22 protein-coding genes are annotated in these 24,530 nt (G+C 57.2%); 3 read left to right on the plus strand and 19 right to left on the minus strand.

Annotated features, from left to right (window positions below; all coding sequences use genetic code 11):
- Positions 1 to 56 precede the first annotated feature (56 nt).
- The 6 genes from ACR0M3_RS12230 to ACR0M3_RS12255 form a co-directional block, all read right to left on the minus strand.
- On the minus strand, positions 57 to 1,181 hold the full coding sequence (locus ACR0M3_RS12230; RefSeq protein WP_209507630.1) for an extracellular solute-binding protein: 1,125 nt from the start codon (positions 1,179 to 1,181) through the stop codon (positions 57 to 59).
- Positions 1,182 to 1,305: 124 nt separating this feature from the next.
- On the minus strand, positions 1,306 to 3,291 hold the full coding sequence (locus tag ACR0M3_RS12235; RefSeq protein ID WP_480910996.1) for a beta-galactosidase: 1,986 nt from the start codon (positions 3,289 to 3,291) through the stop codon (positions 1,306 to 1,308).
- On the minus strand, positions 3,288 to 4,934 hold the full coding sequence (locus ACR0M3_RS12240) for an amino acid ABC transporter permease (RefSeq protein WP_480519810.1): 1,647 nt from the start codon (positions 4,932 to 4,934) through the stop codon (positions 3,288 to 3,290). Before ACR0M3_RS12240 ends, ACR0M3_RS12235 begins: the two co-directional genes overlap by 4 nt.
- A gap of 64 nt (positions 4,935 to 4,998) precedes the next feature.
- Complete coding sequence (locus tag ACR0M3_RS12245) at positions 4,999 to 5,748, minus strand: basic amino acid ABC transporter substrate-binding protein (protein ID WP_480483651.1); 750 nt, start codon at positions 5,746 to 5,748, stop codon at positions 4,999 to 5,001.
- Between the two features lie 22 nt (positions 5,749 to 5,770).
- Positions 5,771 to 6,817 carry a LacI family transcriptional regulator gene (locus ACR0M3_RS12250; RefSeq protein WP_480910999.1) on the minus strand — a complete coding sequence of 349 codons (1,047 nt, stop codon included), beginning with the start codon at positions 6,815 to 6,817 and terminating at the stop codon, positions 5,771 to 5,773.
- A complete protein-coding gene (locus ACR0M3_RS12255; protein ID WP_480623579.1) occupies positions 6,817 to 7,566 on the minus strand; it encodes a sugar phosphate isomerase/epimerase family protein in 750 nt (249 codons plus the stop codon). The genes ACR0M3_RS12250 and ACR0M3_RS12255 overlap by 1 nt, the downstream gene beginning before the upstream one ends.
- Positions 7,567 to 7,785: 219 nt before the next feature.
- On the opposite strand from ACR0M3_RS12255, the gene ACR0M3_RS12260 reads away from it, so the two are divergent.
- Genes ACR0M3_RS12260 through ACR0M3_RS12270 form a run of 3 tightly spaced genes read left to right on the plus strand, consistent with a single transcriptional unit; the run spans position 7,786 to position 10,021 of the window.
- The gene (locus tag ACR0M3_RS12260; protein WP_480911061.1) at positions 7,786 to 7,914 is read left to right on the plus strand and encodes a family 1 glycosylhydrolase; all 129 of its coding nucleotides are present in this window, start codon (positions 7,786 to 7,788) and stop codon (positions 7,912 to 7,914) included.
- Between the two features lie 43 nt (positions 7,915 to 7,957).
- A complete protein-coding gene (locus tag ACR0M3_RS12265; protein ID WP_480911002.1) occupies positions 7,958 to 9,055 on the plus strand; it encodes a glucokinase in 1,098 nt (365 codons plus the stop codon).
- 39 nt (positions 9,056 to 9,094) lie between these two features.
- Entirely contained in the window at positions 9,095 to 10,021 is a 927-nt protein-coding gene (locus ACR0M3_RS12270) for a carbohydrate kinase family protein (protein ID WP_480911005.1), read from the plus strand.
- Positions 10,022 to 10,145: 124 nt separating this feature from the next.
- Here the strand turns inward: ACR0M3_RS12270 and ACR0M3_RS12275 are convergent, their stop codons facing one another.
- From ACR0M3_RS12275 to hutI, 13 genes are all read right to left on the minus strand, one after another.
- On the minus strand, positions 10,146 to 10,901 hold the full coding sequence (locus ACR0M3_RS12275; protein WP_480911006.1) for a methyltransferase domain-containing protein: 756 nt from the start codon (positions 10,899 to 10,901) through the stop codon (positions 10,146 to 10,148).
- Positions 10,898 to 11,518 (minus strand): pimeloyl-ACP methyl esterase BioG family protein, encoded by a 621-nt coding sequence (locus tag ACR0M3_RS12280; RefSeq protein WP_480911009.1) that lies wholly within the window; start codon positions 11,516 to 11,518, stop codon positions 10,898 to 10,900. Before ACR0M3_RS12280 ends, ACR0M3_RS12275 begins: the two co-directional genes overlap by 4 nt.
- The gene (gene bioA, locus ACR0M3_RS12285) at positions 11,515 to 12,801 is read right to left on the minus strand and encodes an adenosylmethionine--8-amino-7-oxononanoate transaminase (protein ID WP_480911012.1); all 1,287 of its coding nucleotides are present in this window, start codon (positions 12,799 to 12,801) and stop codon (positions 11,515 to 11,517) included. The genes ACR0M3_RS12280 and bioA overlap by 4 nt, the downstream gene beginning before the upstream one ends.
- The gene (gene bioD / locus ACR0M3_RS12290; protein WP_480899908.1) at positions 12,798 to 13,418 is read right to left on the minus strand and encodes a dethiobiotin synthase; all 621 of its coding nucleotides are present in this window, start codon (positions 13,416 to 13,418) and stop codon (positions 12,798 to 12,800) included. The genes bioA and bioD overlap by 4 nt, the downstream gene beginning before the upstream one ends.
- Positions 13,415 to 14,548: an 8-amino-7-oxononanoate synthase gene (locus tag ACR0M3_RS12295; protein WP_480899906.1), complete on the minus strand. Its 1,134-nt coding sequence runs from the start codon at positions 14,546 to 14,548 to the stop codon at positions 13,415 to 13,417. Before ACR0M3_RS12295 ends, bioD begins: the two co-directional genes overlap by 4 nt.
- Positions 14,545 to 15,525, minus strand: coding sequence for a biotin synthase BioB (gene bioB, locus ACR0M3_RS12300; RefSeq protein ID WP_209507670.1), 981 nt, complete (start codon positions 15,523 to 15,525; stop codon positions 14,545 to 14,547). The genes ACR0M3_RS12295 and bioB overlap by 4 nt, the downstream gene beginning before the upstream one ends.
- A gap of 114 nt (positions 15,526 to 15,639) precedes the next feature.
- On the minus strand, positions 15,640 to 16,488 hold the full coding sequence (gene nadC, locus ACR0M3_RS12305; RefSeq protein ID WP_480870433.1) for a carboxylating nicotinate-nucleotide diphosphorylase: 849 nt from the start codon (positions 16,486 to 16,488) through the stop codon (positions 15,640 to 15,642).
- Complete coding sequence (locus ACR0M3_RS12310; RefSeq protein WP_480911016.1) at positions 16,485 to 18,053, minus strand: L-aspartate oxidase; 1,569 nt, start codon at positions 18,051 to 18,053, stop codon at positions 16,485 to 16,487. Before ACR0M3_RS12310 ends, nadC begins: the two co-directional genes overlap by 4 nt.
- 6 nt (positions 18,054 to 18,059) lie before the next feature.
- Positions 18,060 to 19,109 carry a quinolinate synthase NadA gene (nadA, locus tag ACR0M3_RS12315; RefSeq protein WP_480911019.1) on the minus strand — a complete coding sequence of 350 codons (1,050 nt, stop codon included), beginning with the start codon at positions 19,107 to 19,109 and terminating at the stop codon, positions 18,060 to 18,062.
- Positions 19,110 to 19,251: 142 nt separating this feature from the next.
- On the minus strand, positions 19,252 to 20,934 hold the full coding sequence (hutU, locus tag ACR0M3_RS12320) for a urocanate hydratase (protein ID WP_480911022.1): 1,683 nt from the start codon (positions 20,932 to 20,934) through the stop codon (positions 19,252 to 19,254).
- Positions 20,931 to 21,725: an N-formylglutamate deformylase gene (gene hutG / locus ACR0M3_RS12325; protein ID WP_480911025.1), complete on the minus strand. Its 795-nt coding sequence runs from the start codon at positions 21,723 to 21,725 to the stop codon at positions 20,931 to 20,933. Before hutG ends, hutU begins: the two co-directional genes overlap by 4 nt.
- Positions 21,722 to 23,260, minus strand: coding sequence for a histidine ammonia-lyase (gene hutH / locus ACR0M3_RS12330; protein WP_480911028.1), 1,539 nt, complete (start codon positions 23,258 to 23,260; stop codon positions 21,722 to 21,724). Before hutH ends, hutG begins: the two co-directional genes overlap by 4 nt.
- The gene (gene hutI / locus ACR0M3_RS12335; RefSeq protein WP_480483634.1) at positions 23,257 to 24,465 is read right to left on the minus strand and encodes an imidazolonepropionase; all 1,209 of its coding nucleotides are present in this window, start codon (positions 24,463 to 24,465) and stop codon (positions 23,257 to 23,259) included. The genes hutH and hutI overlap by 4 nt, the downstream gene beginning before the upstream one ends.
- Positions 24,466 to 24,530 lie beyond the last annotated feature (65 nt).

Raw genomic sequence — 24,530 nt, forward strand, 5'->3', positions numbered from 1 at the left:
AGCGGCGCACAGATTGTTGCCCCCCGCAGAACGCGAGGGGCATGGTTTCAGATCGCTTATGCGCTCTTGAACTTGTTGACGAACTCGGTCCGCGTTTCAGCATACCATGGTGCTTCGGCCGGCCACGGGTTGAGGTTGGCCAGCGAGTCGCCCGGATAGGCCTCGGCAAAGTTCTTCTTGTAGGTGTCGCCAGAATACTGGTCAGCCCCCAGAACAGGAGAGTTGTACCCGTGGCTGTCGATGGCAACACCGGCAGGTTTGGCCTGATAGGCGAAGTCGATGAAGGCATAGATCTGGTCGATATTCGCCGCACCAGATGGAATCGACATCCCGTCAACCCATGCCATCGCCCCTTCGATAGGCGCCTGATAGTGCACCGGTTCACCAGCCGATTTCAGTGCCAGTGGCGGACCGTCCCAGGTCTGACCGACAACAACACCTTCGTTCAGAAGGCCGTTCTTCTGCGTGTCGGCGTCGTTCCAGATCAGCTTGATGCGATCCTTACGTGCAATGCACCAGTCGGTGATCTGTCCCCAGACCTTGCGCATGGTTTCTTCATCGCCATATGCGGCCCAGACCGAACCCGGCTCCATCTCGCCGGAACGCTCCATGTAAAGACCAGCGCCAAGCATCATCGAATGCGCGCGGCCCATGGTCTTGCCTGCGTTTTCTTCCGACCAGACGTCGCCATAGGATGGTGCATCCCCAGCCGGCAGCCACAAGTCGGTGCGGTATGCAATACCTTCGGTGCCCCAGATATGCGGCAACCAGTGGACCCCGGCGCCGCCAAAGTTCCAAGCATCCGTACCGATTTTGGCCATGGCAGGGTTCACCAAGTCGACCGGAACCTTGTTCATGTCAAAGGGCTGCAACAGCTCCAGCGGCTCCCACTGCAACGAGCGGTTGTTGGTCGGTGAGACGATGTCAAAGCCCTGACCTTTGGTTGCCTTCATCTTGTTGATGATTTCTTCGTTTGAGCCGATCCCGGTGTAGTTCACCTTGATGCCGGTAAGGGTCTCAAACTCTTCGATAAAGCTGGGCGGCAGGTAATCCGACCACATCAGGATGTTGATTTCACCGGACGACGCCAGTGCGCTCTTGCTGTAAAGAGGCGCGGCAAGTGCCGCGGCACCCGCTCCTTTCAAAACAGTGCGTCTGGAAAGTGATGATTTGGTAACCATAGTGTTCTCCCGTTGTTGGACTCGATTTTTTTGTTTTCTATTCATAGGACTTTCTGCGCCCATCCGTCAGTCCAAAAGTGACAGTTTGCGAAAATCTTATGTCCAGTTTCGCGATTTGACACGTCTAAGCTGAATTATGAGGCGCCGCATTCTCCTGCCAAACGGTAATGTCCTTTGGATTGACCGGATCTGAACCAAGCAAAATTTGACGTGCAAGGCCAACAGGCAAAGGCTTTGAAACGTCACTGAAGTTGAACGCGTAGTAGGTCGAGCCGCGTTGGGTTATGCGCAAATCGGGATCGCAAGGCGTTGCATTTATCCCAGCCCAGTTCAGTACCTCACCGACAATCGCTTGCAAAAGCTCATTACGCGGAACCATTGCCAGATAGGTCGTGCGGTCAGAACGGATGACCGCCGGGCTGGCATCGCAATAAGCGCTCTTGAAGCGGGCCAAAACGTGCTCTTTGGTTTCGACGATTTCACGCCAGCCCGTGAATTCGAGTTGCTGACCATCGGGAAGAATCACAGCCTCCTGCGCAAGTGAAGGGAGTGATTCGACGCGCGTGACACGGATACCTGTTAACTTTGCCAGTTCGCCCGGAGCCAGATTGGAAGGAGTGTTCATCCCGGATGTCTTGCTGCCGGAACGGGCACCTATCAGTATCTTGGCTCCCGAAGCGTCAAGCTTGTCTGCAAGGTCAGCCGTCACGATCATGCTTTGCGGTAATACGATGAGGGCATAGCCGCTCAGTTCATCTTCAGGGCCAACAAAATCAAGATCGACCCCAAAACCACGAATAGCAGTGTGCCACTCGCGAAAAATCTGGACATTGGGGAAATCCCTGTCATGCGGCAGGATATCCGCCGCCCAGATCGAGGTATAATCCAGCAGCATTGCAACCCGCGCTTTTGCCCGCCTCTCGGGTGGCAAAATGGCGCGATCCTTCACGATCTGGGCCAATTCAACAGCGGCCTGATCCAGGCTGCCATCTGACCGCAATATCGCTGTATGGTATTGTTCTTGAGCAGATTTTGCCTGTCGCCAGCGAAAGAACATCACGGCTTGCGCGCCATGTGCATAGGCCGCCCAGGTCCAAAGCCGAACCATCCCCTCTGCCGGAGAGGGGTTTTTATCGGCCCAATCTACCGGACCCGGCTGCTGTTCCAGAACCCACATCCGACCGCGCCCCTGACTGCGATATAAATCACAATGAAATCCCTGATAGTCCGGTGCGCCGGTGCGCAGATAACGGCGCTTTTCTTCATCCGAAAGGGAAGAGCCCAATAGGTTCCCCAGCGGGTAACTGTCGAACCCGACAATATCCAGATCAGCAGCCACGACGTGGTGATCGAACTCGAAACTGCCTGCCATAAAGTTATGGGTGATATCCCGGCCCGGCGCATATTTGCGCAGAACATCCACCTGCGTTTTGTTGAACAGCCGAACCCGCTCTGAAGAATAGCGCGCGAAATCCAGCGCGTGGGCTGGATTGGGCATGGCGACCAGCCCGTTGGGCAGTTCGATCTGACCAAACCGTGAGTAAAGCGACCCCCAGAAAACGGTTCCCCACGCGTCGTTCAATACGTTGATTGCACCATATCGTTCCTCCAACCAGTTCTGAAAACCAGTCCGCGCGGCATCGGAATAGCTGAGAACTGTATCGTGGTCGTTATACTCATTGTCGATCTGCCACGCTTGTACATACGAATTCTGACCATATCTGCGAGCGTATTCGGTTGCGATCCTTTGCGCCTCGGCCAGATAAACCTCACTGGAAAAACAATAATGCCTGCGCGAACCGAACCCTCTGACCCGACCATCCGGCCCTACAGGCAGGATTTCGGGGTACTCATCGATCAACCATTTTGGGGGGGCGGCTGTTGGGGTGGACATCATGACCCGCAGACCGGCTTGCCCCAAAATCTCAATCACCTCATCCAGCCAGCCCCAGTGGAACTGACCGCGCGCGGGTTCGATCAGGCCCCAGGTGAATTCAGCAATCCGCACCCAATCCAACCCCATATCTGCCATTCGGGCGGCATCGTCTCGCCATTGCAAAGGGTCCCACTGTTCGGGGTAGTAACAAACCCCAAGTTCCAGCGCGCTCATCGTGTGTCCTTTGCCGTGCGTCGTTCGATCCACTTCAGGAAACTGGCGCAGCCGAGTGTGAGAACGACATACAGGATTGCTGCCGTGTTGAAGGGGGCAAAGGGCAGAAAGCTAGCCGCCTGAAATTCGCGCATCCTCTGGGTCATGTCGCGGACGGACAGGATAGACAGCAATGACGTATCCTTGATCATCGCGATGAACTCGTTGCCAAGCGGTGGAGTTACAATCCGAAGGGCTTGCGGCAGAACAATAAGCCGCGCCGTATGCCATCGCGACAAACCCAGAGAGCTGCCCGCTTCCAATTGGCCTTTCGGTATCGCCTCGATCCCGGACCGGAAAATTTCGGCCATATAGGCGGAATAACCAACCGAGATCGCGATGATCCCGCGTGTCATATTGGTCATATCGATTCCGCCGCCGGTAACATCCTTGACTGCGCCCGCCAGCGGCAAACCGATATAAAGAATGATTACCAGCATCGGAATGCCGCGTATCGTATCCACGAAAAATTCGGCCCCGACCGCCAGCGGGTGCAGCTTATGCTGAGCCCCGCCGATGGTCAGTGTCAGCAACAAAAACCCGAGCACGGCAAATGCCAGGGCTGGATTGCGGTACTTGTCGGGTAGAAATCTTGTTTGCCACAGGACCGGATAACCTTGTGTATGGGCATCGGCCGGGACAAAAGCGCCCGAGACACTGTCGACCGTTTCGATCTGTTCAAGCGCGGCAGTGGCATCGGTTGCGCTGCGGATGCGATATTGCTGACCGTCGGCCCCTTCGAACTCACCAAACCGGATGACGTCAGCCTGCGCCTGCGGCGTGCCGCGCACAACCGCGATACGCCCTTCGGTGCTGCCCACCAGAACAAAGCTGACCTGCGGCTGCATGAAGAAAAAGGCTGAGGCTGCCAGCAATGCCAAACTGATCGAACCATAGACGACCGTCGTACGCGCCTTTGGTTTAAACGATTGCAACCCGACCCAGACCAAACCAAGAATGGCCGCGAAGATATAGGCAAATATGGCCGCGCGGAATGTAATGGCCACCCCGGTCGCGAACTGCCAATGAGCCATGAACATGAGATAAAACAGAACCGCGCCTGTGAGACACTCCAACCCCAACAAGACGCGCCCGCGCCAGGGCGGCTGCAAACGTGCCGAAATTAGGCATAGTGCGACGACAGCCGCGTAAACCGCCAGGAAAACTTGTAATCCCGTCTGAACCTTGGCGATCACGCCCGGAAACAGTACCCAGGTCTGACTGGATCGATCGATAAGGGGTGATGTGTTTTCGCTGAGCGCATGGAAGAAGACCGACTCGGCAAATGGCATCAGAAGCAGCGGAGAAACAAAGCTGATGACCAAAAGCGCCGCAGAAGCTGGGAACGCGGCAAGCGCGCAGAATCGCAACCAGCCGGGGGAGTTTTGTGAAAACCGCACGTAGCGTGCGCAAAGATATCCAAGGATCGCAACGGTCGCAATCAGCAGAAATCCAACAAAGATGGGCCCCGCGTCGGTGCCGATCCCCAGAATTGCGACCAGAGACCGCAAGTATTTTGAGGATGTGGCGAACAGGTAGATAATAAAGGGCGCTGCTGCGAGCAACACCAGGTTACTCGGGCGGATCGTGCTGAGGCGCAACATGGAACTTCTCCGCTAAGACAAGGCCCGGCAGCGCTGGCCGCCGGACCGGAAGGGCGCTAATGGATCAATTGGTGCCCCAGTATTTGGCTGTCAGTTCGTCCAGCGTTCCATCCTCCTGAATGGCTTTCAGACCAGCGTTAATTGCATCCACTGTCGGATCGCCTTCCTGAAACACGATGCCTAACGGGTCGGATTGCAGGCCTGTGATGCCAACAGTCAACTCGCCCGCAAATTCCTGTTCATAGGCCGCCGCTGAAGTGCCATCGATGATCACGCCCTGAACGTCCGCGTTCTGAAGCGCCAAAATGGCGGCCGAGAAGTTGTCGTAAAGGCTGACATTCTCGCGCCCAACAAGCTCTTCCGCCAATTGGGCGTTGGTCGTCGCAGTTTGCGCGGCCAGTTTCTGGCCACCGGCTTTGAAATCCTCAAGTGTCATGTCAGCATTATCGACCTGCAACAGAATGGCCTGGCTGACAACGATGTAAGGCTCGGAAAAGTCCATGGTTTCTTCGCGTTCCGGTGTGATCGACACGCCCGAGATAACCAGATCGAACTCACCCTGCTGAAGGGCCGCAAAGATACCATCCCAGGCGGTGTTTACGAAATTGGGGACGCAATTGACCTTCGCGCAGATTGCATTCATCACATCGACGTCAAAGCCCACGATCTCACCGGTTGTTTCATCCACGGTTTCCATCGGTGGGTATGTCGCATCGGTTCCGATTTTCAGAACACGACCTTCTAGGTCGGCAGCAAAGGCCGCTGGAGCCATCAGTGTTGTGAGTGTTGCAGCGGCAAGTAGGTTTTTAAACATTTTCAGGTACTCCTTTGTTGGATCAGGTGGTTTGCGCCGCATCCGGCGCCGGGGTGTCAGGTTGCCGCTCGATCAATGAGGCCCTGATCTTTTTCTGAATCTCGGACGGATCGACCCCGTCCAAAGCTTTCAACATGAACTCACCCAGCAGACGGCTTGTTTCAGCAATCGGCAAGTAATAAGTGCTGGGTGGCGGTACAAAATACTGGCTGAGCTTCAAGTCGTCGTTCGAGATGACCACAACGTCCCTTCCAACCTGCACTCCGGCTTTATCGGCAGCTGACAGCGCCCCAAGGGTTATGGCCTCATTAGCGCAGATGATGGCGCTCGGCGGTTTCGGCAACTCCATAAGCGTAGCAAATTTCTGCTGACCGGATTCCGCGGTGGTCGGGCCGGTGGAAACCAGTGCCGGATCGAACTCCACACCGCATTCTGATAGCGCATTAGCATAACCCCGGCGGCGTTGCTGCGCATAGATCAGGTCATCCGGCGGGTTTATCAAAGCGATGCGACGATGCCCCAGCCCAAGCAGCCTGGCGGTGGCATCATAAGCTGCTGCCTGACTGTCGAGATCCACATAAGGATGCGGTTGGGGGCTGTCGCTCATGCCGTATGTGACAAAAGGAAAGCCCTGCCCCTGCAGATACGCGACGCGTTCATCATGAACACGTGTGCCGGAAAAGATCACGCCATCAGCCTGCCCTTCCTGCACGATGGACTTCAACGTCTGCACCGCGGCCTCGCCATCACATGTGCTGAACACGCTCAACTGATAGCGTGTTCCTATTAGCGCATTGGATATACCGGCTAGAATACGCGTAAACTCTACACCTTCCCACTCTTCCGCAGCGTCGTTCGAAACACTGACCATGACCCCGATTCTATAGGATTTATTGGTGCGTAGCTTCAGGCCATCCAGATTCACCCGATATCCCAGATCCGACGCAACTTTTTGAATCTCTTCCCGGGTTTCCCGTTTCACCGATACGGAATCCCGCAAAGCATTCGAAACTGTGCCAACGGAATACCCAGTACTTCTGGCAATCGATTTGATCGTCGCCCGCGCCATCACCCAAACCCTGCCAATTGTTCCGTCAAAAATGACCGACCCGTTTGCAGGGTGCGCACGTGATCATCGGTTTCGTCATGTTCGACAAACAGGTCCGTGCAGTTGGTCGAGGCAAGCACACGCAGGGTTGCGTTCCAGTCAACCACGCCTTCGCCCAAATCGCGCCAGCGCGCGTCACCTGTTCCGCCTGCTGGGTCGATATCCTTTGCATGCACGGACAGGATTCGATTGGCGTGGCGGCGGATCGCGTCCGCCGGATCCAGACCAGCCGCAACCAGCCAACCGATATCTGGTTGCCAAAAGACATCTCCGCCGGCAAGGATCAGGTCAAGAGGTGTGTCACCAGCCTCACCGATAAGATCAAAATCATGATTGTGATACGCTAGGCTGATATCTTGATCTGTCAGCTGATTTGCCCATTTGGACAACTGGCCCGACACCGCCCTCCATCCCTCGGCAGTGTCGGGCCGCACCTGGGGCGCCAGCCAAGGCATGACAGCCACCCGGCATTCCATTAGGTTTAATACTTCGACGATATCCGAAAATCGCCCTTCGAACTCTTCCCAATCAAAATGTGCAGACCGAACATTAAGGCCTGACCCGTAAATAGTGCCCGCCATCTGAGCTGGGGTCAGGCCGTGCAAGCCAGTGGTTTCGACATCTGAAAAACCGCAGGCCGCAACCAATTGCAGCTGATCTGCAAGATCACCGCATTGCCGCACTGTGTAGAGTTGGGCAGAAACTCGCATCCCTCACCTTTGAAACGTTTCAAATATGGTGAATTACGAGCTGTATCCTTGTCAAGCGCCGTATTGATTCGATCCGTACGCCAGCTTTGAATAAGGCTCCGAGCCTTTGCCTAAAACCCAGATGGGGTGGGAAATCGAGCCATTTCCCGCAACCGATTTCTGATCCGAACAATGAAGGGCTATACGAGCGAGCCACCAATCTGTATCACCAAAAACGGTATGGCGCGCGCAGAACGTCTTCAGAATGATAATCGCATGGATTATCTCGACCGACACCTGGCTGCCGTAAGGGACGCTTTGGCACAAGATGTTCCGGTAAAGGGCTGTTTTGTCTGGTCACTACTGTGACAAATGCGAATGGGCCTTGGGATGTGGAAAAAGGTTTGGACTGGTGGACGTGAATTTTGAAACGCTTGAGAGAACACCCAAAGCGTCTTTCATGGCGCTCAAGTCTGCCCTTTCCGGGGGTCAGAACGTCTCTCAGCCGTTAGCGCAACCATCCAGTGCAGTGCATGAGCATTGGAATCTGGTTGCTGACATAGGGGGCACCAACACGCGGCTGGGCGTGGTAACGAACGGAGAGCTGACAGACCTGCGCAAGCGCCCAACGGGGACACTGGAAGATCTGCTGGAAGCGTTTCACGCGCTTAGGGATGAAATCGGAACAAATCCACAGGCGGTCGTGGCGGCGGGTGCGGGCCCTGTCCGGAACGGCACGATTCGGCTGACAAATGCCAATCTGGACCTGTCCGAGGCCGAATTGGCAAAGGCCACTGGTGCCAGTCATACGTTTGTAATTAATGATTTCACCGCTGCAGCGTGGTCGGTGGCAGAAGTAACCCAAAAAGACGTTGCCGTCTTGCAAGGTCACGCGACACCGCCCGCGGGCACGCGATTGGTGGTGGGCCCCGGCACAGGGCTTGGCGTGGGGGCGTTGCTGTTTTCCGAGGGCCACTATCACACAGTCTCTGGCGAAGGTGGGCATGTGGGCCTGTATCCGCGTCACCGCGACGAAGTTGACATCTTTGAAGCAGCCCGCAGCATTGCGCCTGAGTGTTTTTTTGGTGACAGCCTCGCGCTGGAAGCTGAAATGTTCCTGAGCGGTACGGGCTTGCCTATCCTCTATCAGGCGATCGGGCTGGCGGCAGGCCATATGCAGACACCAACGCGCTCGGCGAAAGACATTCTGCTTGATGCCCGCGACCGTTCTGACCCCATCGCGGTACAGGCCGCTCGGATGTTCAACACCCATCTGGGGGCTTTGATGGGCGACATGGCCGTCACACTGATGCCTGCAGGCGGAGTATTTCTTGTTGGCGGTGTCGCAGAAAAGAACCGCTGGTTATTCGGTGATGAGTTCAGAGAGGCGTTCAACGGCGGTGGCCGTTTCAGCGAACTGCGCCGCTCATTGAACCTTTATGTGTCCGAGCAAGCAGAATTCGGCATCATCGGGGCGAACAATTTCTGCAAGAACGCTTTGATGCGATAACAGGTCTTCCTGACAAAATAATCTGAAAAGGACTACGAAATGATCCTGTGCTGTGGTGAAGCCCTGATCGACATGATTTCCGAGCCGACAGTGTCGGGCGCACAAGGATTTGTACCGCACACAGGTGGGGCGATATTGAACACGGCGGTCGCAGTCGGTCGTCTGGGTGTTTCCGTCGGAATGCTGACCGGTGTGTCGTCTGACATGTTTGGCCAACAAATTACTAAGGCGCTGATTTCAAGCCATGTTGACACGTCACATGTGGTCGTCTCTGACCGCCCCACGACCCTTGCGTTCGTACAGCTAAAAGACGGTCACGCCACTTACGGCTTTGTTGATGAAAACACCGCTGGACGAATGCTGCAACCCGAGGACATGCCGGACCAGCTTACAGCCGTGTCCGCCTTATATCTTGGGGGTATCAGCCTGGCATGTGAACCCTGCGCGGATGCCTATGCCTCCCTTCTGAACCGCCACGGAGCGGATCGCGCAGTGATGTTGGATCCGAATATCCGACCGGATTTCATCAAGGATCAGACCCGGTATCGAACCCGTCTGAACCGCATGATTGCGCAGTCCGATATTGTGAAGGTTTCAGACGAAGATCTTGACTGGATCATCCCTGGAGCCGAACCCGAGGCCGCCAAAGCGTCCCTTTTATTGCAGACCGGTCCGTCAGCCCTCATCGTGACCAGGGGTGGCGACGGGGCGAATGGGTACCTGGCCGACGGATCCAAGGTTTCGGTTCCTGTGAAACCTGTTCAGGTTGTCGACACAATAGGCGCGGGCGACACGTTTAACGCTGGTGTTCTGACTGAACTCAGCCGCGCAGGGCATTTGACAAAGCAGGGGCTGCGCAATCTGACCTCTGAAAGCTTGCGGGCAGCCATGGCGTTGGGCGCAACTGTTGCCGCCGTAACAGTATCACGCGCCGGGGCAGAACCGCCCTGGGCACATGAGATTTGATTGCCTGCATAAACCCGAAAAAACGAACTGGTGACAATCGCTTCAAGGCCGAGGGCCGTGGCTGCGGAGATTGCGACCGTCTGGCAGTCGCACAAACTATGTTAAACCACGGCAGAATTACCACCTATCGCTTCCGGGCAATGATCCACACGGGATGATATGTCAGTGAGACCCCGCGATCCGTGCCGAACTCCTTAGCGTATTCTTTTTCGAACCGAGCCAGCGTGGACTTGGTCCATATCCCTTGCGCCCTGCCGTTTACACCTGTTCTTCGCAAATACCTAAGTACCTCGCGGGGCGTATCGAAATAGGTTTGCTTCAGGCTTTCACCAACGGCCAATATCTGCATCGGGCCGTCGACAGCAGCGGCAAGAGCAGTCGGCGTAGTAAGTCCCGGTGCACGGGCAGTTGATCCAATCTGACTAAGCTCTTGATATTGCTGAGGGCCAAAACCCGAAACCGCCAACCACCCGCCGGGCTCAAGCGCGTCCATCGCTTTGTGAAGCAACTGAAGTGGGCTTTCCATCCATTGGATCATCGAAGCCGAGGCGATCAGATCAATCCGGGAAGGCCAGTGAACTTCACGCGCATCACCGGCAATGAACGTCGCCTGTTCCGCATCCGCCGTTGCCTGAGCCTGCGGCGCGATGTCGTTCAATATGAGGTTTGGCAGGTGAAAGTTTTGTCGCATCAGACGGGTCAGATGCCCTGTGCCACATCCCAACTCGAAGACAGTTTCAAAACGGCCCGGGGCTCTGGCACGACGCAGTTCGGAGACCAGCTTGCCTGCGACCCAGGCTTGCTGATTTGCCGTGTCGTGGTAGGTTTGAAAGCTTCTGCTAAAGCTCCGCTGCACCCTGTCTGCCAGTTGCGCTGTCATGATACCCAACTCGCCCAACTTTGCTCCGGTAGGAATGGTACGTGCGGCCCCGCAACATGCTCGACTCGGGCCGAGGTTGAGGCCCATGCCGTTTCTTGGGCCGCTGTCGGAATGATCCGGTCGTTTGTGGGTATCCACACCCTGTCAAAACCCGGATCAGGGGCAGACCCACGTTGGATCACGGCAAATAGCTCCTGTTGCGCCGCTGCGATGTCCAGTTCCGGGGGCTCACCTGGCAACCCCGCACGGCGGCAGAACTTGGCGAAGCTGCGCTCGGAAAGCTGAGCCGCTGTTGCCATGATCATGTCAGGCGCAATGCCACGTTCCGGGCACGCCGGGTGCAAAGTGCCGCTGATGGCGATCAAACGGTCGGGACGAAACCCCGAGCACGCCAGCCAATGCGCGGCCGACGCGACACCGAAGGAAAAGGCCAGCATATCTATGTGATCGAAACGGGCGAGATCAGGCAGGGGATCATCGAGGCTGGTGTAACCTTCCACCAACAGGATATTCCCGCCCCCCGCAAGACCCCGGAACGGAGCATCGCCCAATGCCCATCCACCGAACACAAGGGTCAGAGTACTGTCACCTGATCGCGCCAGCCAACGGCTTTTCATTTGTGTCCCCCAACCAGAGCAAGCATCGCAGACGTTACCCTGCTCAGTTCGTCAGGTGAAATGACATAGGGGGGCATGCAATAAATATTGCGAGCAAACGGGCGCAGCCAAACACCGGTTTCCGCAGCCAATCCATGTGCGATGGAGGGGTCGACCCGCTCTTCCATCTCGATGACGCCGATTGCGCCAAGCACGCGCACATCTGCAACACCGGGCAGATTGCGCGCGGGGGCGAGTTCGACCTTCATCTGCTGCGAGATTGATGCAACTTCCTGCTTCCAGTTTCGCTGTTGCAACTGGTCAAGGCTCGCCACCCCTGCCGAACAAGCCAAAGGGTTGGCCATGTAGGTGGGACCGTGCATCAAAACTCCGGCCTCACTTTCCCCGATCCCACGCGCGACAGCCTCGGTCGCGATAGTGGCGGCCAAAGTGATATGCCCACCGGTCAGCGCCTTGCCAAGACACAGGATATCCGGAACTACCCCGGCGTGATCCATTGCAAACATCTCGCCGCTGCGTCCGAAACCGGTCGCGATTTCATCGAAGATCAGCAAAACGTCATGCGCATCACACAAGGCACGCGCCCCGCGTAACCAGGCGGGGTGATAGAAATACATCCCACCTGCGCCCTGCACCACCGGTTCAAGGATCAGTGCGGCAATCCTGTTGCCTTTGTCGTTCAGCAACGCCTCTAGCGCCTCCAACCCGTTCTCGGAAGGGTCGTCGAACCACTCATCACCGAACTGGATGTGGGGGCGTGGCAGAAAGTGCTGGATCGACAACACACCGCGAAACAGACCATGCATCCCGTTGACGGGATCACAAACGCTCATCGCTTTCCATGTGTCGCCATGATAGCCACCCCGGATCGTGGCAAATTCAGACCGTTCGCCCCGGCCTTTGGCAATCTGGTACTGGACTGCCATCTTCAACGCGACTTCAATCGCGACCGAGCCGCTGTCGCTGTAGAAAATGCGATCCAGGCCATCTGGCAGAAGGTCGACCAACCTGCGCCCGAGTTCCACGGCGGGTTCGTGGGTCAGACCGCCAAACATCACATGCGGCAGTGTATTCAGCTGCTTTTGCATCGCATCGATGATGGCCGGGTGCCTGTGCCCATGCACCGTACACCACCAGGACGACATTGCGTCGATCATTCTGATGCCATCAGCACGCGTCAGCCAGACACCTTCTGCCCCGGTAATCAGGTGCATCGGGCCGGGTTCAAGCACATGTGTATAAGGGTGCCACAGATGGCGCGCATCAAATTCCAACGGGGTCACAGGAACCTCCGAATGGTCGCCACATCGATTGCCGAAAATGCGCTGTTCAGGCGCTGCGGTGTCAGGTCGCTCAGAAATGGCAGGCGTCCCAGATGATGCACTTTACACATCTCGACGATGGTTTGCTCTACGTCCGGCACGGGGTCACCCACGAATGCGACGCCGACAACCTCGCAGCCAGCAGCCCGAAGCGCCATTAGGGACAATGTGGTGTGGTTGATCGTTCCCAAGGCGGTGCGCGCTACAAGAACAACCGGAGCCTGCCATCCGGCAATCACGTCCAGAAAGAAGGACTGGCGGTTCAGTGGCACCATAAGGCCCCCTGCCCCTTCGACAACCAGAGGCCCGTCCACTTTCGGAATTTCAAGACGCGAGAGGTCAATCTCAACGCCCATGTCTTCGGCAGACAGATGCGGTGAGGCGGGCATGTTCAGCCGGTACGCTTCGGGCAGGACCTCGGCACCGCTCAGCGCGCTGACGGTTTCAGTGTCTGTAACATCCTCAAGACCAGACTGAACAGGTTTCCAGTACTGGGCCTGCAACGCTGCCGCCAGACCTGCTGAAAACACGGTTTTTCCAACACCTGTGTCGGTTCCGGTAACGATCAGCGCGCTCATGCGGCCTCCGACTGACAGATTGAGATAGTTGTGAACAAGGCCGAGATATCCTGAAGGGTGACATTTCCGGTAATCGAGATGCGCAACCGGGATGTGCCTTTTGGGACAGTGGGCGGGCGGATGCCCCGAACGTCAAAACCCTGCTGCTGCAAAGTAGCCGCCATCGCCATTGTGCGCTCGTCATCTCCCAGTACAACCGGGATGATCTGGCTGTTCAACGCGGCTGCGGGCAACCCCAGTTCCCGTGCGGCGTCATGGGCATGACGCATACGTTTGTGCGCGCCTTCAACCAGGCTGACATCCTCGGCCAGTTCCCGTAGCGCAGCACGAACCAGAGAAGCGTTCAAAGGCGACGGAGCGGTCGCAAAGATGAAGGGACGAGCGCGGTTGATTAGGGTATCTATCATTACGCGCGGACCGCAGATCAGCCCACCTGAAACACCAAGCCCTTTACCACAGGTATGCAATGTCAGCAGATCAGCGTTCAGGTCATGCGCAAGCCCCCTGCCTCGTTGTCCAAAAACACCGGTGGCGTGGGCCTCATCAACAACCAAAACCGCGTCAGTTTCGCGCGCAAGTACGGACAAGTCTTCCAGCGGCGCCAGATCACCTTCCATCGAATACACGCTTTCGACGGCAATCCAGACCTGACCCGAACCGCCTGCAGATTGCCAGTCGCGCAATACGTTGCGTGCATCCGCAACATCATTGTGACGGAAGGCACGCAGGTCTGCCCGGCTGGACCGCATACCTTCATGGGCGCTCGCGTGAACCAGGGCGTCATAAAGGACCAAATCCTCAGCCGCTGGCAACGTGGAGAAGATTGCCTGATTGGCCTGGAACCCGCCTCCCATGAACAGCGCGGCCTCAGCCTCAAAGAATGCGGCCGCTTCCCGCTCCAGCGCTTCATGTTCAGGGTGGTTGCCCCGCAACAGACGTGAACCTCCCGAACCTACAGGCACACCCCGCGACAGCGCATCATGTGCCGCACGTTGTAACACTTGAGATCCGGCAAGACCCAGATAGTCATTCGACGCGAAATCCAGCCCTTGCGTCGGGATCAAGGCCCGGCGGCGGTGCCGGGCTTGAAGCGCATCAAGCATCGATTCCAGTCGGTTGACTGCTTTCATTCGGCAGCTTCCGTGCAGTTTCGCGTTTCGGCTTTTTCAGCTTGCAGGCCAAGTTTGGCAAACAGGACCGCGTCGGTGTCTTCTTCGGGGTTTTCTGCTGTCAGTAGCGTTTCGCCAACAAAGATCGAGTTGGCACCGGCGAAAAAGCACATCGCCTGCATCTCGTCACTCATGTCGCTGCGTCCGGCCGAAAGCCGCACATAGGACTTGGGCATCAGAATGCGGGCCGTTGCAATGATCCGCACAAAGTCGATCGGATCGATCGGCTCGGCGTCGGCAAGCGGGGTATCGGCCTGCGGCATCAACATATTGATCGGCACCGAGTCCGGCGGAGGCGTCATGTTGGCCAATGTCAGCAACATGTCGATACGGTCGCCAGTATGTTCACCCATCCCCAGAATGCCGCCCGAGCAAACCTTGATCCCGGCTTCCTGCACCCGGTTCATCGTGTCAATCCGATCCGCAAAAGTACGGGTGGTGATGACTTCGGAGTAATAGCGTTCCGAGGTGTCGATGTTGTGATTGTAATAGTCCAAACCGGCATCGCGCAGCTGCACCACCTGGGTGTCGTCGAGCATACCCAGCGTCATGCAGGTTTCCATACCCAGTTCCTTGACGCCCTCGACCATCGCGACCAGCGCATCCATGTCACGCGCCTTTGGCTCGCGCCACGCCGCCCCCATGCAAAACCGGGTCGCGCCGCCATCGCGAGCTTTCTTGGCCTCGGTAAGAACGCGCTGAACCTCGATCAGCTTCGACGCGGGCAAGGTTGATCCATTGCGGGCTGATTGCGAGCAATAGGCGCAATCCTCGGCGCAGCCACCAGTCTTGATCGACAATAGCTTCGAGGTCTGGATCTGGTTCGGATCAAAGTTTTCGCGATGCACGGTCTGCGCACGAAACAAAAGATCCATCAACGGAAGATCGTGAATAGCTTGCGCAGTTTTACGGGTCCAGCCGGAGTGTGGGATGATCATTTTATCTATAAAACTTTCTGCAGCTTGCGTTGCTGTGGATTTATTATCGATAAAACTTGAATACGCAACTGTGTTGGCGCAAACGATCATAAATCAAGCGGAAATGCCGCGCCTTCAGAAATCGAGCCCCAGATCGACGGTGCGGGCGGAATGCGTCAAGGCACCGGACGAGATGTAATCCACCCCTGTCGCCGCAATTGATGCGACCCGTTCCAACGTTACATTGCCGCTGGCTTCGGTCTTCAACCGCCCGCCCACCATGGCAACCGCTTCGCGCAGCATGTCATTGTCCATGTTGTCCAGCAGAACCACTGAAGCACCGCCAACGTCCAGCACTTCGGCAAGCTGGTCCAGTCGATCAACTTCAATCTCGACCGCCATCATGTGACTGGCCTGTGCCTTGGCGGCTTCAAGGACCTGCCGAATGCCACCTGCCGCAGCAATGTGGTTGTCCTTGATCAGGATCGCATCTGATAAGGAATAGCGGTGGTTGAAACCGCCACCGTGCAGCACGGCCTGTTTTTCCACGATGCGCAGGCCTGGCGTGGTTTTGCGCGTGCAGGTCATGCGGGCCGTAGTGCCGTTGGTCTGCTCCACAAATGCGGCTGTCATTGTGGCAATACCCGTCAGGCGTCCGGCAAAGTTCAGAGCGACGCGTTCGCCGGACAGGATCGATGCGGCAGAGCCCTTGATGGTCATCAGTGTATCACCGCGTACGCAACGCGAACCATCCTTGATCCGCACGTCAACCTCAAGCGACGGGTCCACAAGCCGGAACGCGATTGCGGCGACCTGCATCCCCGACACGACGGCGTTTTCGCGCGCGTTCAGTCTGGCAGTATAGGTTGTTTCCTGTGGGATCACGGCGCGGGTTGTCACATCACCGTAGCTTCCCAGATCCTCCATCAGCGCAGCGCGAACCATGGGTTCCAGGATCAGATCTGGCAGAATCGCATTTGTCATGACAGTTCCTCGCAGGCTTTGGCCCGAATGCTCATTGCTTCGGACAAATACATCCGGGACCGCTCTCCGGGCCCATCATTGGCTTTTGGAAAATCGGATCGCTTGTGTGCACCGCGGCTTTCTTCACGGTGCAAAGCAGCAGCAGCGATCAGGGTCGCGGTGGCACACATGTTGCAAAATGACGGGCAGGCATCGTGCTGCGCCTCCAACTGCGCAATAGTTTGCAGAGCACGGATTAGGCCCGTCCGGTCCCGGACAACACCAACGTCGCGCGTCATGGTTTCGCGCAACTCCTGGATAGCCCTTGTCGTGTCTGGAGTCACCACATGGACAAACTGCAATGTAACGGGGTCGGCATTTGACACCACCGGAACGGAAGCCCCGATGCTTTCGGCGCAGATGCGCGCAAAGACAAGCGCCTCAAGCAGCCCGTTCGAGGCCAGCCGGTTGGCGCCGTGAAGGCCGGTCGAAGATGCCTCGCCGCAGACCCAAAGCCCGTCAAGTGTCGCGCGACCGTCAGTGTCGGTGGCAATACCACCCATGTGATAATGCGCTGCCGGTGCGACCGGGATCGGTTCGTTGACCGGGTCGATACCGTTGCGCGCGCAGTATTCAGCAACTGCCGGGAACAAGTCCGTTATCTTCGAGCCCAATGCGGTGCGGGTGTCCAGCATGGGTCGGTTGCCTGCCTGCACTTCGGCAAAAATCGCACGCGCAACAATGTCTCGCGGGGCGAGTTCTGCGTCCGGGTGGACGGATAACATGAACCGCTCACCCTTATTGTTGATCAGGGTTGCCCCTTCGCCGCGCAACGCCTCGGTTGCCAGCGGAGCCGGATCTTCACCAACATCCATTGCCGTCGGATGAAACTGAACGAATTCGGCGTCAGCAATAAGTGCACCAGCACGCGCGGCCATCCCGATGACTTGCCCGCGAATGCGTGCCGGATTGGTCGTCAAGGCATACAGCCCGCCAGAGCCACCCCCGGCAAGCAATACGGCAGGCCCACATAGCGTTACGGGCTCGGACTCTGTTTCGGATGCGTCCTGAACCGTGACGCCAGTCACCCGACCGTTTGATACGTCCAGCGCCGTAGCAAGGACACCTTCCAACACCTGAACCGAAGGCGTTTCATGCACCCGTTCGATCAGGGCAGCCATGATTTCACTACCTGCCTGATCCCCTTTCACCCGTACGACACGTGCGAAGCTATGCGCCGCTTCGCGTGACAACACATAACTGCCATCCTTGGTGCGATCGAATGGCGTGCCCAATGTCGTCAGGTCGAAGATATATTGCCGCGCCTCGCGTGTGACCAGATCAGCAACAGCCGGAACGACTATGCCCGCGCCAGCCTTGACGGTGTCCAGGCTGTGGCTTTCCGGGCTGTCAGACAAATCCATTGCTGCGGCCACACCGCCTTGTGCCCAAGAGGAACTAGCACCTTCACCCAAAACATCCGGTGAAATCACAACCACTGCCCGCGGCGCGAGCTTTAGTGCTGCATAAAGCGCACCAATGCCAGCCCCCACAATAATAACGCGATCCGTGGTGACTTTGGTCATTTCAGATCAAATGCCGAGCTTGCGGGACAGATCGATCATCGCCTGTACGGATTTGCGCGCCTTTTCAGCCACATCTTCGGCTACCTCGACCTGCCCTTCCATCGTGTGCAGGGCGTAGAGGATTTTTTCAAGCGTGATCTTCTTCATATACGGGCACATGTTGCATGGCCCGACAAATTCGACCTCGGGCAATTCATCGGCAATGTTGGATGCCATCGAACACTCGGTGATCAGCATCGCCTTTTTCGGCTTTTCATCATGCACGTATTTGATGATGCCGCTGGTCGAGCCGGAATAGTCTGCCTCGGCCACCACATCCGGCGGGCATTCAGGATGCGCAATCAGCCGTGTTCCCGGGTTCCATTCTCGGAAGTCGCGCAGGTCCTGTGCCGTGTATTGTTCGTGCACGATGCAAGAGCCAGGCCAATACACCACGTTCTTGTGGCTTTGATTGGCAACATTCTGCGCCAGATACTGATCCGGTGTCATGATGACCGTATCACTTTCCATGGCGTTCACGATCTGAAGTGCGTTCGAAGAGGTGCAGCAGATATCCGAGGCTGCTTTAACCTCGGCAGTGGTGTTTACATAGGACACAACCGGCGCGCCGGGGTATTTGGCACGCATTTCGTCGATTCCCTCAGCGGTGATCGATTCTGCCAATGAACAACCGGCTTCCATGTCGGGCATCAGAACAGTCTTCTGAGGGCTGAGGATTTTCGATGTCTCGGCCATGAAATGAACACCGGCCTGAACGATCACATCTTCTTCGACCTCACTGGCCTTGATCGCAAGCTGTAAACTGTCTCCAACGAAATCGGACACGCCATGAAAAATCTCGGGTGTCATGTAATTGTGCCCAAGGATCACTGCGTTACGCTCTTTCTTGAGCGTATTGATGGCCCGCACGTATGGCGCGTAGATTGCCCAATCTGGTGGGCTGACCACACGATCCATGCGGGCAAACGTGTCTTTCATCTCATTGGCCAGAGTGGCCGATGGAGCAAGGTCATAAACGTCCGAAATCACCGAGCGGACATGTGCAATATCGAGCAACGGGTAGCCACCTTTGTCAGTTGCCTTCAACCCCTCGGGGCTGTTGAACGGCTTAGCCCTAGCGGAAACAGTACCGGTTCGAAACCGGAAAATGTGACGTTAGCGCTAAGGCAAACCGACAAAACAAAGGTTCGCGTGGTAATCAGCCCAAAATGCCCGGCAATCGCAGACCATGTTCACGAGCGCAGGCTTTTGCATCCTCGTACCCGGCATCCGCATGACGCCAGACACCTGACGCGGGATCATTCCAGAGCACCCGTTCCAGCCGCTTGGCGGCGGCATCGGTTCCGTCTGCGCAGATTACGACGCCTGCATGCTGGCTGAAGCCCATACCAACCCCGCCGCCATGATGCAGCGAAACCCACGTTGCACCCGAGGCCGTATTGACAAGCGCATTTAGCAGCGGCCAGTCCGAAACAGCGTCCGAACCGTCCCTCATCGCCTCGGTCTCGCGGTTGGGGGAAGCGACAGAACCACTGTCGAGATGGTCTCGACCGATGACGACCGGAGCTTTCAATTCGCCGTTTCTAACCATCTCGTTGAACGCCAGCCCAGCCTTGTGGCGATCTCCTAGCCCAATCCAACAAATCCGCGCCGGCAAGCCCTGAAATTCAATACGCTCCTGCGCCATGTCCAACCAGTTGTGCAGATGGGTATTGTCGGGGAACAGTTCCTTCATCTTGGCGTCAGTCTTGTAGATATCTTCAGGGTCTCCGGACAACGCGCACCAGCGGAAGGGTCCGATACCGCGACAAAACAGCGGGCGAATATAGGCAGGCACGAAGCCGGGGAAGGCAAAAGCGTTCTCCAACCCTTCATCCTGCGCCACCTGTCGGATGTTGTTACCGTAATCTAACGTCGGCACGCCCGCGTTCCAGAAGTCCACCATTGCAGCGACGTGCTGCTTCATCGAAGCACGTGCAGCCTTTTCGACCGCCTTCGGGTCACTTTCGCGCTTGTCTTTCCATTGCGCCATGGTCCAACCAAGCGGCAGGTAGCCATTTACCGGATCGTGGGCGCTGGTCTGATCCGTGACAATATCGGGGCGCATCCCGCCAGCTTGCATCCGGGCGTAGATTTCCGGGAAGATTTCAGCGGCATTCCCCAACAAACCAACGGATTTCGCTTCGCCCGCCCTAGTCCAGCGATCAATCATTGCCAGCGCTTCGTCCAGCGTCTCGGCTTTTTCGTCCAGGTATTTTGTACGCAAGCGAAAGTCGATGCTGTCCGGGTTGCATTCCACGGCCAGACAACAAGCCCCTGCAAAGACAGCGGCCAGAGGCTGCGCGCCGCCCATTCCACCCAGTCCCCCGGTCAGGATCCACTTACCTGTCAGGTCGCCGCCATAATGCTGACGCCCGGCCTCGGCAAATGTTTCATAAGTGCCCTGCACGATGCCCTGTGTACCGATATAGATCCACGAGCCAGCGGTCATCTGGCCGTACATCATCAGACCTTTCTTATCGAGCTCGTTGAAGTGGTCCCAATTGGCCCAGTGCGGCACAAGGTTCGAGTTAGCGATCAATACGCGGGGTGCATCGCTATGGGTGCGAACAATGGCAACCGGCTTGCCGGACTGGACGATCAGCGTTTCATCCTCTTCCAGATCCTTCAGGCTGGCAACGATGGTGTCAAAATCCTTCCACGTCCGCGCCGCGCGGCCAATCCCGCCATAGACCACCAGCTCATGCGGGTTTTCGGCCACGTCCGGATGCAGGTTGTTCATCATCATCCGCAATGGCGCCTCGGTCATCCAGCTTTTGGCGTTCAGTTCTGGTCCGGTGGGCGGAAAGATGTCACGGGTGTTTTTGCGAGGATCGGTCATCGGGCAAGCTCCAATGCTGTGTCATTGAGGACGTCTAGAATGTCTTTCAACCAACGGCGGAGACGGTTGGCTTTGGCGGTGTCAAAAGTCCAGGGCGGCATTTCTGAGGTCAGGTAGGTCGACTGCGCCAGCTCCATCTGGATCGCGTGAATACAGTTATCCGGATGTCCGTAGTGGCGTGTCGTCCACCCGCCTTTGAAGCGCCCGTTCAAAACGGTGCTGTAAGGGGATGAAGAGGCGAACTCATGTGCAATTGTTTCGATTTCCAATGCACAGGTCATCCCGTTATTTGTGCCAATGTTCATGTCGGGCAATACGCCGTCGAACAGAAAAGGAATGCGGCTGCGGATTGAGTGGCAATCATACAGCACAGCGATGCCATGGATCGCCTTCACCCTCTCCAGTTCGGCCAGCAAAGCGGCGTGATATGGCGCATGAAATGCGTCACGCCGTTCAATGATATCTTTTTCAGTTGGAGGGATGTCCCAGATGTCCTGCCCGTCGAAATCCGTCAGCGGCACCAGGGTCGTCGTGTTCTGGCCAGGGTAAAGGGAAGTACCGCTCGGGTCACGGTTGGCGTCGATCACATAGCGATGAAAGGTGGCCCGGACCGTGGTAGCACCGGGCAAAAGCCCGTCGTAAAGCATGTGGATGTGCCAATCCGTATCTGCCAGCGCCCGACCCTGTGCATTCAGTTTGGCATCAATCGCCGCAGGCACATAGGTGCCCGTGTGAGGCAGCCCCAAAACAATTGGACTATCGCCCTGAACTACTTCGACTGGATCAGTCATGCGCCAAGCTCCGGCATGGCGACACCAGCGCCATCGGAAATCTCACCGCTTGCAATAAGGGCCGAGGCTGCTTCGATGTCATTTGCCATGTACCTGTCATCTTCCAACGCCGGTACAACAGAACGCAGACGCGCCATGACACTTTGAAGGCTTTCACTGGTTGGCAGCGGCGCGCGATATTCAACCCCTTGCGTTGCGCACAGCAACTCGACCCCCAGGATACGTTCCAGATTGGTCACCATTTGCCCCAGCCGCCGTGCGCCATGGGCGGCCATTGACACGTGATCTTCCTGATTGGCCGAAGTCGGTGTTGAATCCGTGACGCAAGGATTGGCCAGATGCTTGTTTTCGCTCATCAGTGCGGCTGTCGTGACTTCGGCAATCATCAGGCCAGAGTTCAAACCGGGGTTGGGTGTCAAAAACGGAGGCAAATCAAAGCTGAGCACCGGATCGACGATCAGCGCGATGCGTCGCTGCGCAATCGCCCCGATCTCGGCCACTGCCAGAGCAATCATGTCGGCGGCAAACCCGACCGGTTCTGCATGAAAGTTTCCGCCTGATACGATCAACCCGGCCTCGGCCAGAACCAGAGGGTTATCGGTGGCGGCGTTGGCTTCGGTTTCCAGTGTCACCGAAGCCTGACGCAGCACATCCATCGCGGCACCAACAACCTGCGGCTGGCAGCGGATGCAGTACGGGTCCTGAACCCGCGTATCACCGTCCCGATGGCTTTCGCGAATGACCGACCCAGCCAGTAGCGCGCGCATGGTTGCGCCCGCTTCGATCTGGCCCCGGTGACCACGCAAGGCGTGAATTTCGGGCTGCAAAGGCGCGGTAGACCCCATAATCGCATCAGTTGTCAGGGCTGAAGTGACCAAAGCGCTTTGCGCCGCCCGCCAAGCGCCGAAAAGCCCCGCCAGCGCAAACGCCGTAGAAAACTGAGTGCCGTTGATCAGCGCCAGACCTTCCTTGGGGCCAAGTTCGACCGGGGTCAAACCTGCCGCTGCCAGCGCGTCGCCGCCAGACATGAGGGTGCCGCCAAACTCGGCCTCACCCTCGCCCATCATGACGGCTGCCATGTGCGACAGCGGTGCCAGATCGCCCGAAGCACCAACAGACCCCTGTGCCGGGATTACCGGTGTCACCCCTGCGCCAAGCATCGCTTCCAGCAGGTCAATCAGTTCCAGCCGCACACCCGACGCGCCACGTCCGAGGCTGAGCAGTTTGAGTGCCATCATGAGCCGCGCAACAGCACGCGGGATCGCTGGTCCGACGCCACAGCAATGGGACAGGATCAGGTTGCGTTGCAGCGTCGCGGTATCCTCGGCCGCGATCTTGACGCTTGCCAGTTTTCCAAAGCCCGTATTGACCCCGTAAACGGCGGCTTCGCCAGTCGCCGCCTCAATGATGCGAGCGTGTGCCGCGGCTATCGCAGGCCTGCAATCCGGGTCCAGCCGAACGGCGCATTCCTGGCGGAATACCTGTTCCAGCTGCGCCAGAGAGACAGCGCCGGGAGTTAACGTCAGAGTGGTCAAAATGCGCCTCCGAATATGCGGGCGTGAAGGGGATTAAAACCGATGCGGTAGGCAAGCTCGGCCGGGTGAGTGACATTCCAGACAGCCAGATCCGCCCGCAGGCCCTGAACGATCCTGCCGCAGTCTCTCAGGCCCAGTGCACGCGCGGCATTCACAGTGACACCTTTCAACGCTTCCTCGGGGGTCATTCGAAACAAGGTGCATCCCATGTTCATCGCAAGCAAAAGTGATGTCATCGGAGCCGAGCCCGGATTGCAGTCGGTCGCAAGGGCCATTGGCACGTCGTACTTGCGTAGCAAATCAATTGGCGGTTGTTGCGTCTCGCGCAGGGTGTAGAAAGCCCCGGGCAGTATCACGGCCACCGTGCCTGCCACTTCCATGGCTTTGACACCGCTTTCGTCCAGATACTCGATATGGTCGGCAGACAGCGCACCAAAGCTTGCAGCAAGTTTCGCACCACCCAGGTTGGACAGTTGTTCGGCATGCAATTTGACCGGCAGTCCTAGTTCCTTGGCAACGTCAAACAGTGGCACCAGTTGGTCGGGCAGGAAGGCAATCCCTTCGCAAAATGCGTCCACTGCATCAACCAAACCCTCGGCATGAGCCGCGCGGAGGGTCGGAATGCAAATCTCTGCAATGTACGCCTCGGGCCGGTCTTTATACTCGGCGGGCACAGCATGAGCGCCCAGAAAGCTAGTTATAATGCGCACCGGGCGGCTTTCCTGCAGGGCCCGCGCGGCGCGCAGCATGGTCAGCTCAGTTTCACGATCAAGCCCATAGCCCGATTTGACCTCGATCACCGAGACCCCTTCGGCGATCATCGCGTCCACGCGCGGCAGGGCCTGCGCAATCAAATCCTCTTTACTGGCCGCACGCGTGGCTTTCACGGTCGAAATAATCCCACCACCCGCGCGGGCCACCTCTTCATAGCTGGCACCGTTAAGGCGCATCTCAAACTCAGCCGCGCGGTGGCCGCCATGCACTACATGGGTATGGCAATCGATCAGAGCCGGCGTCACCAGCCGCCCGTCCAGCGAAGTTTGAGAGAATGTCGCGTATTCTTCCGGCAACTGCGTCTTCGGACCGACCCACGCGATCCGGTCCCCACGCACGACAATCGCCGCGTCTTCGATCAATCCGTATGCATCCGCACCAACCATGGTCGCGGCGTGCAGATCTGTGAACAGATGATCGTGGGTTTGCATTCGAATCCCTCTTCGGTGCAATTCTCTCTTTTCTGGTACAGGTCTTTATGTCATATGTCTATTCA

This window comes from Ruegeria sp. O5 (genome assembly GCF_056535105.1).

Bases quoted from the DNA above. Each gene is read 5' to 3' on its own strand.
- ACR0M3_RS12230 (WP_209507630.1), bottom strand. From the start codon at position 1,181: ATGGTTACCAAATCATCACTTTCCAGACGCACTGTTTTGAAAGGAGCG.
- ACR0M3_RS12235 (WP_480910996.1), bottom strand. From the start codon at position 3,291: ATGAGCGCGCTGGAACTTGGGGTTTGTTACTACCCCGAACAGTGGGAC.
- ACR0M3_RS12240 (WP_480519810.1), bottom strand. From the start codon at position 4,934: ATGTTGCGCCTCAGCACGATCCGCCCGAGTAACCTGGTGTTGCTCGCA.
- ACR0M3_RS12245 (WP_480483651.1), bottom strand. From the start codon at position 5,748: ATGTTTAAAAACCTACTTGCCGCTGCAACACTCACAACACTGATGGCT.
- ACR0M3_RS12250 (WP_480910999.1), bottom strand. From the start codon at position 6,817: ATGGCGCGGGCGACGATCAAATCGATTGCCAGAAGTACTGGGTATTCC.
- ACR0M3_RS12255 (WP_480623579.1), bottom strand. From the start codon at position 7,566: ATGCGAGTTTCTGCCCAACTCTACACAGTGCGGCAATGCGGTGATCTT.
- ACR0M3_RS12260 (WP_480911061.1), top strand. From the start codon at position 7,786: ATGGCGCGCGCAGAACGTCTTCAGAATGATAATCGCATGGATTATCTC.
- ACR0M3_RS12270 (WP_480911005.1), top strand. From the start codon at position 9,095: ATGATCCTGTGCTGTGGTGAAGCCCTGATCGACATGATTTCCGAGCCG.
- ACR0M3_RS12275 (WP_480911006.1), bottom strand. From the start codon at position 10,901: ATGACAGCGCAACTGGCAGACAGGGTGCAGCGGAGCTTTAGCAGAAGC.
- ACR0M3_RS12280 (WP_480911009.1), bottom strand. From the start codon at position 11,518: ATGAAAAGCCGTTGGCTGGCGCGATCAGGTGACAGTACTCTGACCCTT.
- bioD (WP_480899908.1), bottom strand. From the start codon at position 13,418: ATGAGCGCGCTGATCGTTACCGGAACCGACACAGGTGTTGGAAAAACC.
- ACR0M3_RS12295 (WP_480899906.1), bottom strand. From the start codon at position 14,548: ATGAAAGCAGTCAACCGACTGGAATCGATGCTTGATGCGCTTCAAGCC.
- bioB (WP_209507670.1), bottom strand. From the start codon at position 15,525: ATGATCATCCCACACTCCGGCTGGACCCGTAAAACTGCGCAAGCTATT.
- nadC (WP_480870433.1), bottom strand. From the start codon at position 16,488: ATGACAAATGCGATTCTGCCAGATCTGATCCTGGAACCCATGGTTCGC.
- ACR0M3_RS12310 (WP_480911016.1), bottom strand. From the start codon at position 18,053: ATGACCAAAGTCACCACGGATCGCGTTATTATTGTGGGGGCTGGCATT.
- hutU (WP_480911022.1), bottom strand. From the start codon at position 20,934: ATGACCGATCCTCGCAAAAACACCCGTGACATCTTTCCGCCCACCGGA.
- hutG (WP_480911025.1), bottom strand. From the start codon at position 21,725: ATGACTGATCCAGTCGAAGTAGTTCAGGGCGATAGTCCAATTGTTTTG.
- hutI (WP_480483634.1), bottom strand. From the start codon at position 24,465: ATGCAAACCCACGATCATCTGTTCACAGATCTGCACGCCGCGACCATG.